Here is a 16,514-nt window from a genome sequence, read left to right on the forward strand (position 1 = left end):
TGTTGAGGTGTTAAAGTTTGGAGGTGGGGACGTAGGGAGTCGGGATCAGGGCGGGCAGGCGAGCCGACTCTGCAACCCCCGATCCCCAATCCTAAATCCCCAACCCTCACTTCGAACTTCACCCTTCCACCTTCGCATTTCGCACTGTCGTCAGAGCGTGGTGACGTCCTCCAGGATGAGGTAGAGGCAGGGCACGATGATCAGGATGATCGATGTCGCAAAGACAATCCCGAATCCGAGCGAGATGGCCATCGGGATAAGCTGGTAGGCTTGGCTCGACCGCTCGAGGATGATCGGCGAGAGGCCACCAAAGGTCGTGAGGGTTGTCAGGATGATGGGGCGGAAGCGCCGGACGCCAGCTTCTTTGACGGCGTCGAAGACCGACATCTCGCGCCGCTTTTTGTTGGCGAAGTCGATCATGATCAGTGAGTCGTTTAGCACGACGCCTGACAGCGCGATCACGCCCATCAGGCTCACGAGCGAGAGGTCGTAGCCGAGCAAAATGTGGCCGATCACCGCACCGACGAGTCCGAACGGAATCGCGCCCAGCACGACGAACGGCTGCGAGTAGCTGTTGAAGGCCACTGCGAGGAGGGCGTAGATGATGAGCATCGCGAGAGCAAATCCTCCCCACAGGGCTTGCGTCGACTCGCGCATATCCGCCTGACTTCCCTCGAAGCTCCACGTGAGGCCCGGAAACTGATTCCGGAGATCGGGCAGAACGTCCGTCCGGATGGCCTCGATCACGCGGGTGACGGCGCTCGGTGGGTCGGCATCCATGCTAACGGTCACGACGCGTCGCCCGTCCCGCCGGTTGATCGACGTGAATGCTTCGCCCTCGTTGATTCCGACCACGTCGAGAAACGGGACATCTGTGCCATTCGGTGTCTGCAGAACGAAATCCTCCAGGTGGTACAGGTCCTTTCGCTCCTCTCGTGGAAGCTTTACGCGCACCTCGATCTCGTTCGTTCCTCGCAACTGTCGCTTGGCGAGAGCACCGTAGAATGCATTTCGAATTTGCTCCCCGACCGTGGCTGAGGTGAGACCGAGGCGGCGCCCTTCCGGGAGGAGGTGGAAGTCGAACTGGGACTTCCCGCGATTGTAGTTGTCGTTGACGTCGCGCGTCGCGGCGAACGACTCCGCGCGAGTCAGAAAGGTTTCGCTCGCTTCCTCAAGGACCTCGATGTCGGAGTGGCTCAGGTCCACGCTGATGTCCTGTCGGTAGCCACCGGGACCGCGCTCTGCCTCGAACGTGATCTGGTCGAGCCCCTGGATGTCTCCAATTTCATCGCGCCAGATCTCGATGACCTCTTGTGCAGACATGTCGCGCTCGGTTGGCGGCTTCATCACGATCTCGACATCGATGAAGTTCTGTCCGCGCACGTTCGTTTTGATTCCTTCCGCCACGCGGTAGAGGTCGTTCTCTTCGAACATCCGGTAGGTGGCGTTGGTGATGTCCTTCGCCACCTTTCCGGCCTGATCGACGGTCGTTCCAACGGGCAGGCTCGCACCGGCCTCAATCTCGTCAGTGGCAACCTCGGGCATCAGCACCATGCCCATGTGATCACTGTATCCGTAGCCTCCGACGACCAGGAGGAGCGCAATCGATGCGGTGAGGGTGACGTATCGGGCGTTCAAACAGGTATCCAGGAACGACCGGTAGTGTGTGTTGACGAAATGATTGAATCGACGGGCGAAGTTCTGCTGTCGCTGTTCGATCCACTTCGTGACACGATACTGCGCCGAGTCGGCGGTGTGGGCCAGGTGCGCCGGAAGGATGAACAGCGCCTCCAGCAAAGAGACTGCAAGAACCACGATGACGACTGCGGGCAGGGGCCACCAGTATTTGCCGGTCGTTCCGGGGATGAAGAGAAGTGGAACGAATGCAATGATGTTGGTGAGGATGGCGAAGGTGACCGGCTTGGCCATGTCGCGCGCGCCATGTACGGCTGCTTCCATCGCGCCCATGCCATCCTCGCGAAGCGCGTAGACATTCTCGCCCACCACAATCGCGTCATCCACCACGATCCCGAGTGCGACGAGAAAGCCGAACATCGAGATCATGTTGATGCTCAGTCCGGCGATAGGCAGGAAGAGCATCGCCCCGATAAACGAGATCGCCATTCCCATCATCACCCAGAAGGCGAGCCGCAGATCGAGGAACAGGGCGAGGATGAACAGCACAATGATTACCGCCAGCACACCATTTTCCGTGAGCAGTGTCAGACGCTGCCGGTAGTCGTTGGCCGCGTTACTGTCTACGCGATAGGTGATGCCGGGCGGGAACGAGGCCGAGGCGGTTTCGAGTACGCCGAGTGCCGTTTCAGCAATATCCAGAGGGGATTGATCACCGATACGGTAAATCTGCAGATCGACGGTGGGTTGGCGGTTGAACTTGCCGTGGAAGCCGGTCTCCTCGAACCCGTCGGTAATCTCTGCGATGTCGGCAAGCAGGACGTTGCTGCCGATATCGGATGTCACGATTTCGATGTTACCGAACTCGTCGGCCCATTGCTTTCGCTCTTGCATCCGAAGCAGGATTTCACCATCGCTCGTTTCCACCGCGCCCGCCGGTACGTCCTCGCTGGATGCCTGAAGGAGCTGGGCAACATCGCTGAGCGTCATTCCATATTCGCGTAGCCGATCCCGTGGAATCTCCACGTGCGTCACGTAATCTGGCACGTTGCCAATTTCGACCTGGGTGATGCCCTCCGTGCTCAGAAGTTGATCGCGGACCGACTCGGCGAGCTTTCGCAGGGTCCAGATGTCCGCCTCCCCGTAGATACCGATCGACATCACCTCCCGCTGGTTGGACTGCAGTTGCACCTCCGGCTCTTCGATGTCGTCCGGAAACGTGCGGATGCGATTGACGGCCTGGTCGATGTCCTGAAACGCCTTCATGCGGTCGGTTCCGGCGACGAGCTCAATACTCACCGTTCCGCGCCCTTCCTCTGCTGTGGAGGCGACTTCTTTGATGCCCTGAACGCCCCGGATGGCCTCTTCGACGGGACGGAGGATCCCCTGCTCGACCTCGGCTGGCGCAGCGCCCGGATACGTCACGTCGACGTCGACTACGTCCAGTTGGTACTGCGGAAAGACCTCCTTTTGGATGGTGTACATCGACCACAGTCCGCCACCGATGAGAATGACCATCAGCAGGTTGGCCGCGATCGGGGTCCGAACCATGAACGCGATCGGACCGGAGAACCAGCCTTCCGGGGGCGTGTCGCCCGTGGAAGGGGAGTTGGAGTCGTTGGGCGGGGAAGTAGCCATAGCAGAAGTGGATCGAGCCCGTCAGGAGCGGGGCAGCGCGAGGACAGAGCGGAGGATGCGGGATCGTTACCGCGACGGATCGGGGAGACGTTTCTCGTCGGACGTATCACTTGTGTCCGAGGCGAGACGGAGGGGCGCTCCTTCGCGCACAGTGGCGAGCGTCGACGTAATAATGCGGTCGTTCTCTTCGATGCCGTCGCGGACGTACGCGTAGACGGCATCTTTGAGTACCACGTCAACATTCTCGATTCGGAGTGTATCGGCATCCATAATCCAGACCGTATCGTCTGCTCGCAGGAAGTCGCGATTCAGGCGGATGACATCAGGAAGCGGCTCGGCCGGGATTTGTGCCTCCACATACGAGCCAAGCATGAGTGGAGGAGCATCCTGGTGCTCCGGACGCGTGGCTCCGGGGTCCGGAACAGAAATCAGCACGCGAGCCATGCGGGTCCGATCTTCCAGTGCCCCGATGCGCCGGGCCAGGTATCCGGTGCGGTACTGATCATCCATCCAGGCCGTCCGATTACGAATGCGTACCGCAGACCCGTTCGCCGTCGCTTCTTCCATGGAGGTAGAGGTGGATAGCCACTGCAGGTGAGAGAGTGGAACGGTGGCTTCGACCCAGTATCGATCGCGCCCGACGAGACTCGCGATCGGGTCGCTTGGCTGGACCTGCGATCCGACGCTCACATTGCGCTCCAGAACGTGGGCGTCGAAGGGCGCCCGGATCGTGGTTCGGTTGAGCGCGAGGCGTGCCTGTTGCACGGCGGCGCGGGCAGACTCGACCTCCGACTGGGCCGCCTGTAGCTGCGGCCTGCGGAGGACGAGATCCTGGTTTTCCTCGGCAAGCGTATCGTCGAGCAGTTTGTAATCCTGCCGGGCGACATTTTGCCGTCCCATTTCGAGCTTCAGATCCGACTCTGCCTGTTGAAGCTCGCTCTGTCGTTGCTGAAGAGCATTTCGGTAGTCCGAGGGATCGATTTGCACGAGGATGTCGCCCTCCTGGACATCGCGGCCCGGATCGAAGGCGGCCGATCGATCGATGATCTGGCCTTCGACGCGTGGACTGAGGACGATCTCATCCACCGGACGAACGGTGCCCATTGCGCGGATGGTGGGACGAATGGTGTCGCGTTCGAGTGTGATCACGTCCACCAGCATGGCACTTTCTTTCGTCGCGCCGGAGGTCTGTGCCGTTGGCTCGGTCGAGAAAATGAGCGCCATGAGGACGGCTGCACCGGCGATGATACCTGCACAAATGAGCACCGTGTGCATCCATCCGCTGGAAGAGTTCGGGAGCGAAAGAGACATGTCGGAGGCGAGGGAGGTCAGAGAGAATGCTTAATCGGAATGCCGAAGCTACGTGTCGTCTCGTTCGCGCTCGGTCGTGAAGGCCCCGGCGAGTGCGCGGTAAAGCGCTATTCGGTCTTCCGCCAGGATGCGACGGGCCGCGAGAAGGTCGCGCTGGAGCCGTTGCACATCGCGTAGGGCCGTCAGCACGTCCAGGTACGAGCCGGAGCCATTCAGGTACTGCACGCGCAGCTGCTCGTACGCCTGCTGGGCGAGTTCTTCCTGCTGGATCAGTTTTTCGACCTGTTTGCGCTGGCTCGTTTCGAGCACCAGGGCATCCTCGACGTCCCGAAATGCCTGGAGAACGGTCTGCCCATACGCGTATACCAACTCTCGCTTGCGTGCCTCGGCACGGTCGACCTCCGCCTGTAGCGCTCCACCGTAGAAAATCGGCGCGAGAAGGTCGCCTGCCACGCGTGCCACCCAGTCGTCGAACAGGTTTTCCGCCGCCTGCGCGGACGTGGCGGCCGATGCCGTGAGGGTAAGACGAGGGTAGCGATCGCTCATCGCCGCGGCGAGGTCACGATCGGCTGCTGCGACGCGGAAGCGTGCCGCTCGAACATCCGGGCGGCGGCGAATCAGCTCGGCTGGCACGCCAGTTTCAGGTGCAGGAGGAAGGTCGGGCAGTGAATCCGGCCCCGCAACAGGCTGGCGAGGCGGAGAGGTGCCGAGAAGGACGGCGAGCTGGTGTTCGAGCACGCCTACGCGAGCCCGAGCGGCAGATCGGTCCTGCTCCGAGGCAGCGATGAGTTGGCGTTGCCGGAGGATGTCGACGCTGCGTATCTGCCCGGTCCCGAACCGTTCACGGAGGAGGCTGAGGACCTGTTGGTTTGTCTGAACCTGCTGTTCTGTGAGGTCGAGCTGACGCCTCGCTTCGGCCAGCTGCATCCATGCACGAGTTACTTCTGCCGCAATCGAAAGGCTCGCTGCGCGGTAGTCTGACAGGGTTGCCTCGGCACGGGCCTGTTCGGCATTTGCACGGGCGCGAATGCGGCCCCAGAGATCGATCTCGTAAGATGCAGCAGCCCCTAGTTCGAGGTCGCGCTCGCTGGGATTGCGTCCAGCTCCATCTTCGGATCGACGCTCGGTTACGGCGGAAGCTGATGCGTCGATCTGGGGGAAAAGCCCTGCTTGCTCCTGGTCTACGATCGCGCGGGCCTCCTGCAAGCGAGCCCAGGCTGCGCGGAGCGTGAAGTTTGCCGATAGGGCCGTGTCGATGGCTGCATTGAGGGAGTCGTCACCGAAGGCGGTCCACCATCGGTCGATTTGGTCGGCTGAGCCCTGCTGCGAAAACGACGCGGGTGCCTCGACGGGCTCAGGTACACTTCGTTCAGGACTGCAGGCGCTTATCACGCTCGCGACGAGAACACATACGACGACGGCGGTTGATCCAAACGAAGCGGCGCTTGTGGAATCCGGCATGCGACAGCGTTCTTTGTCAGCTAGGGAAGCATGAAACGTCGCGGTACATATCCAGAAGATACCGAACGACGCGCCGTTCCTCCAGAGATCAGATCGTCACACATGAATGTACGGGCGGCTTGGTTGATAAAATCGACGGTACGATACACAAAAAAGCGTCCCACACCTAGGCAGGCGTGGGACGCGAGATTCCGGCAGAAATAGCAGCGCGCTACTCGTCGGAAAAGTCTCTGTGTCCGAAGTAGTGCAGCACGTACTTGATTTTTGACGCTTTGCCTTTCCCGAAGCCCGGGAATTTGCGAATTCGCTTCTCGATGGTGTCGATGTCCACTCCGTCGTTCCAGATATTGGCGGCATTGCCGTCGTACTCTTCGACGAGCATCGCAGCGACCTTCTGCGTGTTCTCCGCCATCTTGTTGGTGAAGCGGTGCACCGCCGGTTTCTGAGCGAAGAGCTCCTGGAATTCGTCGAAGTCCATTGCCGCGATCTTCTTCATGTCCAGATGACCGAGCCGGTCCTTCAGGCGAAGGGGGCCGGTGAATGCGAATTCGGCTCGGACACGCTGGTCGTACAGGAGGCCGAGAAGCGCGGCGTTGGGGTCTTCGCGAAGCCGGTCGTCGTCTTCAGGCTCCCCCGTTAGGGTGCCTTCCTCTTTGAAGCGTTCCATCATGCGGACGAGACCGCCCTTTAGATCGCCGTAGTCGATGTGTGTAACTTCGATCGCCATATGCTATTTCGTTCAGTATAATTTCCGGAAGCAGTGAACGGTCCAGGGCAGAAGGTAGTAGCGCGCTATCGGAAATGACAAGCCGCACATCAGAGTTTGCAAGATCTGGCGACTCTTCCGCGCTTGTCGGAGCCGGAAAGATACAGCGAGGGAAATAAAAAACGGACCCCGACTGTGGCAGCCAGGGTCCGTCAAATTGCGCAGGGCAGGAGAGTCCTCGTTCACTGATTAACGCATGGCAGGGCGATCCGGGATGTACGCCGGTCCACCATTTACACCGACATACGTGAAGTCGTCCCCCTCGGTAAACACGACGTTGTACTTCAGGTTGAGGTCGAGGTCGAAGCCGCGGGAGAGCGGGATTCGAAGACCCAGCCGGGGCGCAACGCCGAAGTTCGTCTCATCCGTCGCGCCGCTGACGAACGTTGGACCGCCTTCTACGCCGATGTACGGCTGAATACCCGTCAGGCGGAAGTTATACTTCGCGGCAACGTGGACGGGGATGATGTCGACATCGGCGACGTTTCCTTCACCTGAAAACTGGTGATACCCACCGGCGACGCCAATGAAGAAGGCGTCGGCCGCACGGTAATAGTACCCGCCATCGATTGCCAGTCCGGTTTTGTAACCGTCGGAGGCGTCACCCGTTACGAACTGCGGACCGGAGTTGAAATAGATCTGGTGCTTCCAGGCTGGCGTCTGCGCCTGGGTGACGTCCGGGCTCGACGCCGCTAGGAAAAGGAGTAGAGCCGCAAAGATACCGAGGCGTTTCATCGTAGCGTGGTGTCAGTGAGCAAAATATGTTCGCCCCCGCCAAACGAGTGGTGTCACGCTCGGTTGTTACGCTGATGTGTGTTGCGGAAAATGGAAATTACGCCGTTTTCTGCGCCACAAAAGAGGGGGAACGCTATCACTCGGTAGCCGGGACGAGAATTCGGCAACGGTCAAGACTCGCTGATCCACTGCGCCACTTGCTTGGCGAAGTACGTCAGAATGACATCGGCACCTCCACGGTGAATCGCCGTCAGGGCTTCGAGGGCTCCGGCTTTCTCATCGAGCCAGCCGTTTGCAGACGCAGCTTTGATCATCGCGTACTCGCCGCTCACGTGATACGCCACGACGGGGACATCGCTGTGATCTTTGACGCGGCGGATGACATCGAGGTACGGAAGCGCCGGCTTCACCATGACGAAGTCTGCCCCTTCCTGTAGGTCTAACCGAAGCTCACGGAGGGCCTCGTCGCTGTTGGCCGGGTCCATCTGGTACGTCGCCTTGTCGACCGGCACACCTTCGCGGCGGCGCGGGGCAGAGTCGAGGGCATCCCGGAATGGGCCGTAGTAGGCCGACGCGTACTTGGCCGTGTACGACATCAGCGCCGTCGACGTGTGACCCGCATCGTCCAGGGCATCCCGAATGGCTCCAATGCGCCCGTCCATCATGTCCGAGGGGGCGACGATATCCGCTCCCGCTTCGGCATGTGCCACGGCGATCTTGCGCATCACGTCGAGCGTCGCGTCGTTATCGATGTCCCCATCCCGTACGATGCCGTCATGGCCATCACTGTTGTACGGGTCGAGTGCCGTATCGGTGATGACGAGAAGATCGGGTACCTCCGATTTCAGAGCGCGAATCGCACGCGGATAGAGGCCGTCTGCATCCGTAGCATACTTGGCATCCGGCGTCTTTCGATCGTCCGGAATCTTCGGGAAGAGGGCGACGCCGGGGATGCCGAGCGCGTCGAGTTCACGCGCTTCTTCGACGAGTTGGTCAACGGTGAGGCGATACTGGCCGGGCATCGAGCCGATTTCCTGACGATCATTCGTTCCGGCCTTGACGAAGAGCGGGTGGATCAGGTTGTCCGTGGACAGGCGCGTTTCGCGCGACAGCCGTCGAATGTTTTCGGTGCGACGGAGGCGACGCGGACGCTCGGGTAGATCGTAAAGCGACATCGGGGAGGAAGATGGGGGAAATGACAACGTATCTTTGATGTGGCGGGTGCGCGCGGGGCAGAGTACGAACACGTCCCGGCGCATCCTGGCGGAGCACCCGTGATCGGGCACGACGCGCGCTTCAGGATTCCTCCCGGCGCCAGGTTGTTTCTCCATCGTCGTCCATAACGACAATGCCGAGGTTGTCGAGCTTTTCTCGGATGGCATCGGCGCGTTCATAGTTGCCTTCCGCTCGGGCCTGTTCGCGCTCTTCGACGAGAGATTCGACGATTTCTGTAAAGTCGTTCGTGGCTTCGTCAGACATAGGTGGTCTTCGTTCTTCGTTGAGATAAATGCTATCATCGCGGGCAAGTGGGCCAGGCGACTGGTCCAAATCCCGCGGTCAGATCCTGGTGTGCATTAGAGGCCTTTTCGCTCCCACGTCGTGCCATCCGCGCTGTCTTTGACGTCTACGCCCATCGCGTCGAGTTCGTCCCGGATCGCGTCTGCCCGATCGTAATTACCGTCTGCGCGGGCATCTGCGCGCTCTTCGATGAGCGCCTCGACGCGTTCGGCGAACTCGTCGTCTTCGTCTTTACCGTCTGTGCGCTCTGATGCCTCGTGCTCCGGCTGCACGATGCCAAGCAAATCGTTGATGTCACTCAGCCACGCACGCGCCGCGCGTGCATCCGTGGCCGTGAACGTATCGACCTGCTCGAGTGCTTTTACGCCCTGGAGCGCCGCGGCGAGTGCACCCGGCGTGTTAAGGTCGTCGCACATTGCATCCAGCGTGGCTTCATAACTCTCGCGAAGCTTCGACGTGAGATCGGACTCGCCGGTACCATCGGGCTCCGCAGCCAGTGCTTCCTCGACTCGCTCCTGGATATCCTGGTAGCGTTTGACGGCGCGCGAGCTGTCGCGCAGCGTTTTGAGCGTGAAGTTGAACGGCTTGCGGTACTGACCGCTGAGAAGCGCGTAGCGGAGGGCAAGTGGGTCGACGCCGCCCTGCTGACGGATGGCCTCCGGCACGTGCTCGTCGTTGGGGTCTGGCGCGATGAGGTCGCGTACCGTGTAGAAGTTGCCTTTCGACTTCGACATCTTCTCGCCCTCGACCTGCAGGAAGCGGGTGTGCACCCAGTAGGGGATAACCTCGTGGCCGGCCAGCGCTTCGTTCTGTGCCACCTCGCACTCGTGGTGGGGGAAAATAAGGTCTTCGCCTCCAGCGTGTAGATCGAAGCGGTCGCCGAGATATCGCATTCCCATGACGCTGCATTCGATGTGCCAGCCGGGATAGCCCCAGCCCCATGGGCTGTGCCACTTCATCAGATGGTCGTCGTCCAGCTTCCAGAGCGCAAAGTCGCGCGGGTCGCGTTTGCCTTCGTCCTCCACTACCTCGCGTTCGGTCGCCTGCAACTGCTCGGCTTCGCGATTCCCACTCAGTTTGCCGTAATCGGGAGCGGACTCGACCGAGAAGTACACGCCCTTGTCCGTCGCGTACGCATGTCCACTTTCGACGAGACAGATTACGGCCTCGAGCTGATCGGTGACGTGCTCGGTGGCACGCGGGCGGACGTTCGGATCTCGCAGGTTGAGTGCGTGCCAGTCACGTAGGAGTGCGTCGCTATAGTAGCGGGCAAGGTCATAGATATTGGCGAATCGCTCGCCTTCCCGTTCCAGGGCCTCGGCCATTCGGTCTTCCCCGGACGGGTCGACGAGGTCGTCCTGCGTCAGATGTCCGACGTCGGTAATGTTGCTGACGTATGTCGTGTCCCAGCCGATCGCTCGCGCGGTACGGAGAATCAGGTCGGCCGTCAAAAACGACCGAAAGTTGCCGATGTGCGCGTAGTTGTACACCGTGGGGCCGCAACTGTAAAAACGGAGGTGTCCTTCCTCTATGGGCTCGACAGATTCGGTCTCACGAGTGAGCGTATTGTAGAGGCGAAGCGTACGTTCGGCCATGCGGTGCTGGAATCGGCGGTGTGGGAGAAAAATCGTCGCGTACGTCGAGACGGACAGCGATAGAACCGTACACGGCGCGCCCGGGATTGTGCCGCCATCGAACGGTGCATTTTTGACCGAAACGAGGCAACCCGTTCGCCCGATGGCCCGCGTGGGTAAACCCACGCACGTGGATGTGTCAAGGCGTTTGGAAAGGTGGTGCACATACATGTGGGCTCTAATCTCATGTTACTATAACGTAAATAAACACTTTATATCTTTATATAAATAAATAAATACATATAGTGTGTACCAGATAAATGGATAGGGTCTGGTGGGTGCACGTATGCAGCAGTGGAAATGCAGAGCGAAATGGTGGAGGGCTCGCTGTATGTGGGAAAAGCACGTCGCCCTGGTTTTCGGCGCCATGCTCGTCTTTCTGGGATTAGGTACCGCGAGCAAAACGTTCGCTCAGAGCGGGCCAACGCATCACGGTCGTGGAAGTGACACGCATATTCGGCACGTCACAGCGGACCTCATTCGCGCATCGGATTACAGCCGGGTTCAGGCGCACATCAAGCGTCTACGCAAGCAAGCCGTTCGTCCCAAGACTCGTCTTGATACAGATACTCGCACCTTTCGCGTCCGAAATATACTCGATCAGTCGGAGTGGGCGGATGTCGAGGCCCGGCGACTCGCTTCGACGCCGGAGACAAATGTATGGATGGAGGTGGCCGAGGCCAATCGCTTCCGGCGACGGGGCATACTCGGTTCGGTGGTGCAGCAGATTCAAACTACGTTGAGCTATCGGACCTCGGTAGCGTCCCTCGACTCGACGCTTGGGGTTCTGTCGTTGCTCCATCGGTATTTCGGTCACCCACCCGACGTGGATCGGGATGGTCGCGTCGACATCCTCCTGCTAGACATTCACGATCAGTTTGAGGAAACCGGGGCTTTCGTAGCGGGCTTTTTCGACCCCAATGACCTCACTTCTAACGCGAACTCAAATCGCCGCGATCTGCTCTATATCGACACGCGCCCGACGATACTCCGCGACGGATCTGTTGATGTATCGACCGCGACAGCAACCATAGCGCACGAATATCAGCACCTCGTCCACGCCAACTACGAGGGCCGAGAGGTGGAAACGACCTTCGTCAACGAGGGGCTATCTGAGCTAGCAGAGATCGTCTGTGGCTTCGAGCCCCGATCTGCCGGCGCATACTTCGCGGATCCAGTCCGGCCGCTATTTAGCTGGTCGTACGGAAATCCGCTACCGGACTATGCGCGTGCGAGTCTCTTCCTGCATTACCTCGCCGAACAGATCGGGTATGAGCATGTCTCTGATCTCGTGCAGACGCCTAACCGTCACGGTGAGAGGGCGGTCCGCGCCGTTCTGCAGCAAACGAATGCGGGACGCTTCGAAGAGGTGTTCGAGGATTGGGGCCAGGCCACCCTGCTTGCGGCACCCGACTCGCGAGTTGGATATCGGCATCCCGATCGAGTAGCGGTAGGAAAGGGTGCACCCGGTGTGGAAATACGAACCCTGCCGGAACTTAGAAACGGCGAGCTCGGGGCATGGAGTCACGGTCGATTCGACGTGCCGCTGGTTCGCGACGCAACCGTCCATATTCGAAGTCAGGCTGCCGTTCAACTACATGGTCAAGTGGTGCATCCATCCGGCCGATCGAGGTCGGTTCAGATGCAGTCAGGGCAGAAGATACGGGTTGATGATGGCGGACAAGCGACTCTGCAGGTTCTGGTCTCTAACGTAGAATCGGGACCTGATTCTTCGATGCCCCGGGTACAGGTCGTATTCAACGGCCGTCGTAGCCTAACGCAGACTACGCTTCGACATGACGACGGGGTGGCGGATGCGTTTGGACTCGGTGCCCGATATCTGCTCCTGGAGCGCGCACACGAGCAGGCCGGATTGAAGTTTGACCCGCTAACCGAGTTCTGGATGCGATCAATCGATCTGGACGTGGTTTTTCTCAGCGAGATCGAAGGCTCTGGAATCTCGAATCAAACCCCCAAACGTCTGGAGGTCGAAATTCGAAGCGTAGAGGATGGGCTTCCCGGCGCACGTGTCGCCGGACCCGAAACATTTGAGATCACCCGAGAGGAAGGTCAGATCGGGAGTGTGACTGTGTCGTTGGGACGTTTTTATGACCAGCTCTCTCAAATGAATGAACCGGTCTATGTCCTCATTGGCTCCGGCCTCGATTCCAATCCAGTCGCGATCGCGCTCGACAACAGCCCGTCTGACGCGAAGGTGCGGGGCGTTCACCATAGGGGGGGATGGCGTCCAATGGCACATGTTCGCGTGGACGGTCAGTCGCTGGAAGGGTACCGGCCGATGATCCGAGCAAATGTCGCCTGGCCCAATCGCCGTGACGCCTTCAGTCGACTAAACATTCAGCCCGTGTATCACGGAGATCACATCTGGGTGAGTGTCTCGTCCGATGTAGAGATGAAGCCGGAAACATCCAGAATCGTGGCGCAGATGCCGTCCGGACGGTATCTGCAGGCGCTTACGCCGATTCCGATGGACAGTCTGGAGGCTGACGTCAGAGAGGCGGTGCCTCCAAACGCCGGGGCGATATTCAACTTCCCCGTCGAAACCGGCGGTCCATATGTGCTGCACGCACGCGTCGAGACGGTGGATTACGGTATTCTAAAGACGGGTGTACGCTGGCAGGGGCCCGATCTGTCGTCTGCAGAGGTACGCTCGCCCTATCCAAATCCGACCCGTCAGTCGGCTACCCTTCCGATCGTTCTTCGCGAGCCGGCTGATGTACGCGTGAGCCTTTTTGATGTGCTCGGACGCCGAGTGCGCAAACATCCTTCGCGACGCACGAATGTCGGATCCTTTGCTCTTCCCATTGACCTGCGTTCACTCGCATCTGGAATGTACTTCGTCCGCGTCACGATGCGGCGGCTGCGAGATGGGCACACGACTCGGGACGTCCGAAAGGTCGTCCTCATTCGATGACGATCTACTTCTGATTGTCATCGGTCCCGGTGTGATTGCATCGGGACGTATCCACATCAATCATATCATCTATGACCCATGTTTATAACCAACCGTACGAAGCGGCTTGGCTGGAGCATCATCATCATGGCAGCGCTGGCCGGTACCGTGATTGTTCTTAGCGGATGCGACACTTCTGGCATCGATGCATCGACGGGTCCCCCGGAAGGTGGGGGCGCGACGGATCTCGGGCCAAATGTTCGCTTGCAAATCTCCTTCGACGAAACGGATGCGACGTACTCGTCCGTTTGGCCAGATGTGATTGTCGGCAATGAGTCGAAGTCAGCCAAATCCGAAGGAACCGTTTACATGACGGAGTACGAAGAGACGAGTCAGGTGCGATCATACGATCGCGAAGGCTACCTGACCTCGTCATCCAGGTTCATCGAAGGCCATCCTGGAATGAATATGCCGGCTGATCTGTACGCGGAGCTTCAGAATGACATGCCGTACGATCCAGAGGATGAGAATCCCGTCGTGCGATCTGAGGTGAAAAACGGCCGCCTCACGGCATATCATGCTGACGGCTCCGTGGCGCGACAGCGATCGGTCGATCCAGAAGCGTTTCGGTTGAGCCCAGAAGCGATGGATAGTCTAGAGGCTCGGTCTACAGTATCTGCGTCCGTCGATGAGCGTCGAGAGCAGACCCTTACATCTCTTCGATCTCGGGGTGTATCCTTCAGGCAGTTGGACGACAATCGTGTCTCATTCACCAAATCCGTGTCGAGTTCGGAGGGTGCCCCGACCGTCGAAACCGTCGTTGACCTCCGAATTGGCGAACCGATTTACCTGAAGTATCGCCTCAAGAATGGCAACGTAGACATGGTGCAGACACGCAGGTACGGGATGTACAGCGGAATGCCGTTTCCAGAGCGTATTGTCACCTACAAGTATGACGATCGGAAGGGAGAATGGGGAGTTGTCTCCCGATCTGAGACTATTCGTAGCAATATCAACGTGCGCTTTAACTGACTCCTCTGAACGTCGAGCAGAACTCAGGTCCTGGAAATCAAACCCGCCGGATCTGGGAAAAAACACTTCTCAAATAAGGAAAGGTCAGTACCATGCGATTAATCAAAGGTTTAGCGAGGCCCATCGGCGTTCTTGCCGTGTTGCTCATCGTGATGAGTGGACTTCAGGACGTCCAGGCCCAGTCCCGATACGCAGCTTTCGTTCATGGTTTTACGTTCGGAGATGATCGCCCTCAGTCGGGGGCAACCGCTCAGGACATTCTGAATGCGAAGGGACAGAGATGGAAAGCGAGTGGAACCATCGACTATCTTCAAAACCAGGTTGGTGTCATTGACGGTCACGTCATGCTGAAATATTTCGACCGGGATCTCTACGGTGGAAGCCGAGACCGAACGCTCGATAACACGCGCCAGGCGATGATGGAACGGTTCGTTCGCAAAATGAAGAATACCGCTCCGAACGCGGAGTGGCTGCTGATTGGCCACAGTCAGGGCGGAATCGTCGTTCGGCTTTTACGCGAGCACGTCCGGAAGTACGCACCTGAGCTCAACGTGTCCACGGTGATTGCGATTGCATCGCCGATGCAGGGTGCGAAGCCGACGACCGTGTCCTATGGGAAACGATCCGGGTACAAGAACGCGAAGCCCAAGGTCAATGGTTTTTTGAAGGACATCTTGAAAGCTCCGCTTGCCGAGGCCGGGGAGGGACTGGTGGAATTTTGGGTTCCGTGGGGTCACATGCCGATAAATATCATCTCAAACTTTTGGGATCCGTACGAATACGCAGCGGAACGGATCATACGGTTGCAGGAAGAGGACATCGCCCAGTCGCTGAATGGCATGGCAGTGGAAAAGCGAGCGAAGGACGCCATTGGTCCCGATGGTTATCTGATTGAGGAGATCAATAATGCACCCGATCCGGAAAACTATCGCGCTCTTTTAGGGATCGAGCGCGCACCTGCATTTGCTCGCGTTGCTAGCGGTGCGAGCACAGAAGCCGTGAACACGATAGGATTCTCCCCCTTCGAGCGATTTGGCATTCTTGAGGACATGGCGGCGTTAGGAAATCCACGCTACGCTACGTTTAGAAATGTCTTCACTCGCGATCAGTTGGTTCGTCCGGGCGAAGAGCCCAAGACCGTTAACCTGTTCTATCAACTCAAAGGTGTCTATCGTGATGCTGCGGACTATTACCGGCATCGCTGCTATTGGACGCTGGGAATATCCTGCGCGACGGGGGACTACAGAAAATGGAATCGATGGAAGGATGGCCGGCAAGCGCTGGAAGGCTTCGAGTCCACGTATAGCTACATACTTGCCGCAGATCGGATGGCAACCCGCCAGGGAGAGCGCCTCGTTTGCAAAGACCCGACCACGGGAGAAGTCGTGGGTCGCAGCATGGTCCAGGCAACGTTCGATGTCCCGTCGGCGGAAAGTTTCGTGCACGGGCGTTTCGAACCCCCGGACGATGACGGTGACGGACGAGACGACAACGATGGCACGCCAGGCAATGAGTGCTGGAATGAGACATATACGTATCTCGTAAGCGTGCCGAATAAGACGGATGGATTATTGGGGTCTGTGACGACCGGTTGGGACGGAGATCCTGACTTTATGTACACTCACGCTGGGCCGGAGACCATCGTGTATTCCGATACGCCCAGCCGAAATCAGTACTACAAGGGAGGCACGGGCTTTAACCACGCCGAGATGATCTATGCACGACGTAGATACAGTGCGAACCAGGATCCCGGCATCCCCGACGGGTCGTTCTCTCGAGGCGATTTGAATCCACCAACGCGTGATGTCCGCGACTTCATGATAGAGTCAGGATTGTAAGTCTTGCTCTTCATGCTTTGTATACACTACAA

General features: G+C 58.9%; 11 protein-coding genes. 3 read left to right on the top strand and 8 right to left on the bottom strand.

The features are described 5' to 3' along the window. Positions 1–150: 150 nt before the first annotated feature. The 8 genes from CRI94_RS07040 to cysS form a co-directional block, all read right to left on the bottom strand. Positions 151–3,186, bottom strand: coding sequence for an efflux RND transporter permease subunit (locus tag CRI94_RS07040; RefSeq protein WP_342751890.1), 3,036 nt, complete (start codon positions 3,184–3,186; stop codon positions 151–153). 153 nt (positions 3,187–3,339) lie between these two features. Beyond that, positions 3,340–4,584, bottom strand: a complete 1,245-nt coding sequence (locus CRI94_RS07045) for an efflux RND transporter periplasmic adaptor subunit (protein ID WP_218919360.1) — start codon at positions 4,582–4,584, stop codon at positions 3,340–3,342. A gap of 48 nt (positions 4,585–4,632) precedes the next feature. Beyond that, positions 4,633–6,045: an efflux transporter outer membrane subunit gene (locus CRI94_RS07050; protein ID WP_098074979.1), complete on the bottom strand. Its 1,413-nt coding sequence runs from the start codon at positions 6,043–6,045 to the stop codon at positions 4,633–4,635. A gap of 211 nt (positions 6,046–6,256) precedes the next feature. Continuing rightward, on the bottom strand, positions 6,257–6,772 hold the full coding sequence (locus tag CRI94_RS07055) for an HhH-GDP family DNA glycosylase (protein ID WP_098074980.1): 516 nt from the start codon (positions 6,770–6,772) through the stop codon (positions 6,257–6,259). A gap of 228 nt (positions 6,773–7,000) precedes the next feature. After that, positions 7,001–7,546: an outer membrane beta-barrel protein gene (locus CRI94_RS07060; RefSeq protein ID WP_098074981.1), complete on the bottom strand. Its 546-nt coding sequence runs from the start codon at positions 7,544–7,546 to the stop codon at positions 7,001–7,003. Positions 7,547–7,716: 170 nt separating this feature from the next. Beyond that, complete coding sequence (gene hemB, locus CRI94_RS07065) at positions 7,717–8,721, bottom strand: porphobilinogen synthase (protein ID WP_098074982.1); 1,005 nt, start codon at positions 8,719–8,721, stop codon at positions 7,717–7,719. A gap of 121 nt (positions 8,722–8,842) precedes the next feature. Further along, positions 8,843–9,025: a CysS/YqeB C-terminal domain-containing protein gene (locus CRI94_RS07070; protein ID WP_098074983.1), complete on the bottom strand. Its 183-nt coding sequence runs from the start codon at positions 9,023–9,025 to the stop codon at positions 8,843–8,845. 95 nt (positions 9,026–9,120) lie between these two features. Then, positions 9,121–10,659, bottom strand: coding sequence for a cysteine--tRNA ligase (gene cysS / locus CRI94_RS07075; protein ID WP_098075241.1), 1,539 nt, complete (start codon positions 10,657–10,659; stop codon positions 9,121–9,123). Between the two features lie 370 nt (positions 10,660–11,029). Between cysS and CRI94_RS07080 the strand changes: the two genes are divergently transcribed. The 3 genes from CRI94_RS07080 to CRI94_RS07090 all read left to right on the top strand — a co-directional run bounded on the left by CRI94_RS07080 (position 11,030) and on the right by CRI94_RS07090 (position 16,482). After that, positions 11,030–13,633: a T9SS type A sorting domain-containing protein gene (locus CRI94_RS07080; RefSeq protein WP_179862194.1), complete on the top strand. Its 2,604-nt coding sequence runs from the start codon at positions 11,030–11,032 to the stop codon at positions 13,631–13,633. 78 nt (positions 13,634–13,711) lie between these two features. Then, positions 13,712–14,644, top strand: a complete 933-nt coding sequence (locus CRI94_RS07085) for a hypothetical protein (protein ID WP_098074985.1) — start codon at positions 13,712–13,714, stop codon at positions 14,642–14,644. Between the two features lie 92 nt (positions 14,645–14,736). Continuing rightward, on the top strand, positions 14,737–16,482 hold the full coding sequence (locus CRI94_RS07090; RefSeq protein WP_143815327.1) for a lipase family protein: 1,746 nt from the start codon (positions 14,737–14,739) through the stop codon (positions 16,480–16,482). The last annotated feature ends 32 nt before the right edge of the window (positions 16,483–16,514 follow it).

The sequence above is a fragment of the Longibacter salinarum genome, from assembly GCF_002554795.1.
In the GTDB taxonomy this organism is placed as follows: Bacteria; Bacteroidota; Rhodothermia; order Rhodothermales; family Salinibacteraceae; genus Longibacter; species Longibacter salinarum.

Coding starts and splice junctions, on each gene's coding strand:
- CRI94_RS07040 (WP_342751890.1), bottom strand. CDS start 3,186: ATGGTTCGGACCCCGATCGCGGCCAACCTGCTGATGGTCATTCTCATC.
- CRI94_RS07045 (WP_218919360.1), bottom strand. CDS start 4,584: ATGTCTCTTTCGCTCCCGAACTCTTCCAGCGGATGGATGCACACGGTG.
- CRI94_RS07050 (WP_098074979.1), bottom strand. CDS start 6,045: ATGCCGGATTCCACAAGCGCCGCTTCGTTTGGATCAACCGCCGTCGTC.
- CRI94_RS07055 (WP_098074980.1), bottom strand. CDS start 6,772: ATGGCGATCGAAGTTACACACATCGACTACGGCGATCTAAAGGGCGGT.
- CRI94_RS07060 (WP_098074981.1), bottom strand. CDS start 7,546: ATGAAACGCCTCGGTATCTTTGCGGCTCTACTCCTTTTCCTAGCGGCG.
- hemB (WP_098074982.1), bottom strand. CDS start 8,721: ATGTCGCTTTACGATCTACCCGAGCGTCCGCGTCGCCTCCGTCGCACC.
- CRI94_RS07070 (WP_098074983.1), bottom strand. CDS start 9,025: ATGTCTGACGAAGCCACGAACGACTTTACAGAAATCGTCGAATCTCTC.
- cysS (WP_098075241.1), bottom strand. CDS start 10,659: ATGGCCGAACGTACGCTTCGCCTCTACAATACGCTCACTCGTGAGACC.
- CRI94_RS07080 (WP_179862194.1), top strand. CDS start 11,030: ATGTGGGAAAAGCACGTCGCCCTGGTTTTCGGCGCCATGCTCGTCTTT.
- CRI94_RS07085 (WP_098074985.1), top strand. CDS start 13,712: ATGTTTATAACCAACCGTACGAAGCGGCTTGGCTGGAGCATCATCATC.
- CRI94_RS07090 (WP_143815327.1), top strand. CDS start 14,737: ATGCGATTAATCAAAGGTTTAGCGAGGCCCATCGGCGTTCTTGCCGTG.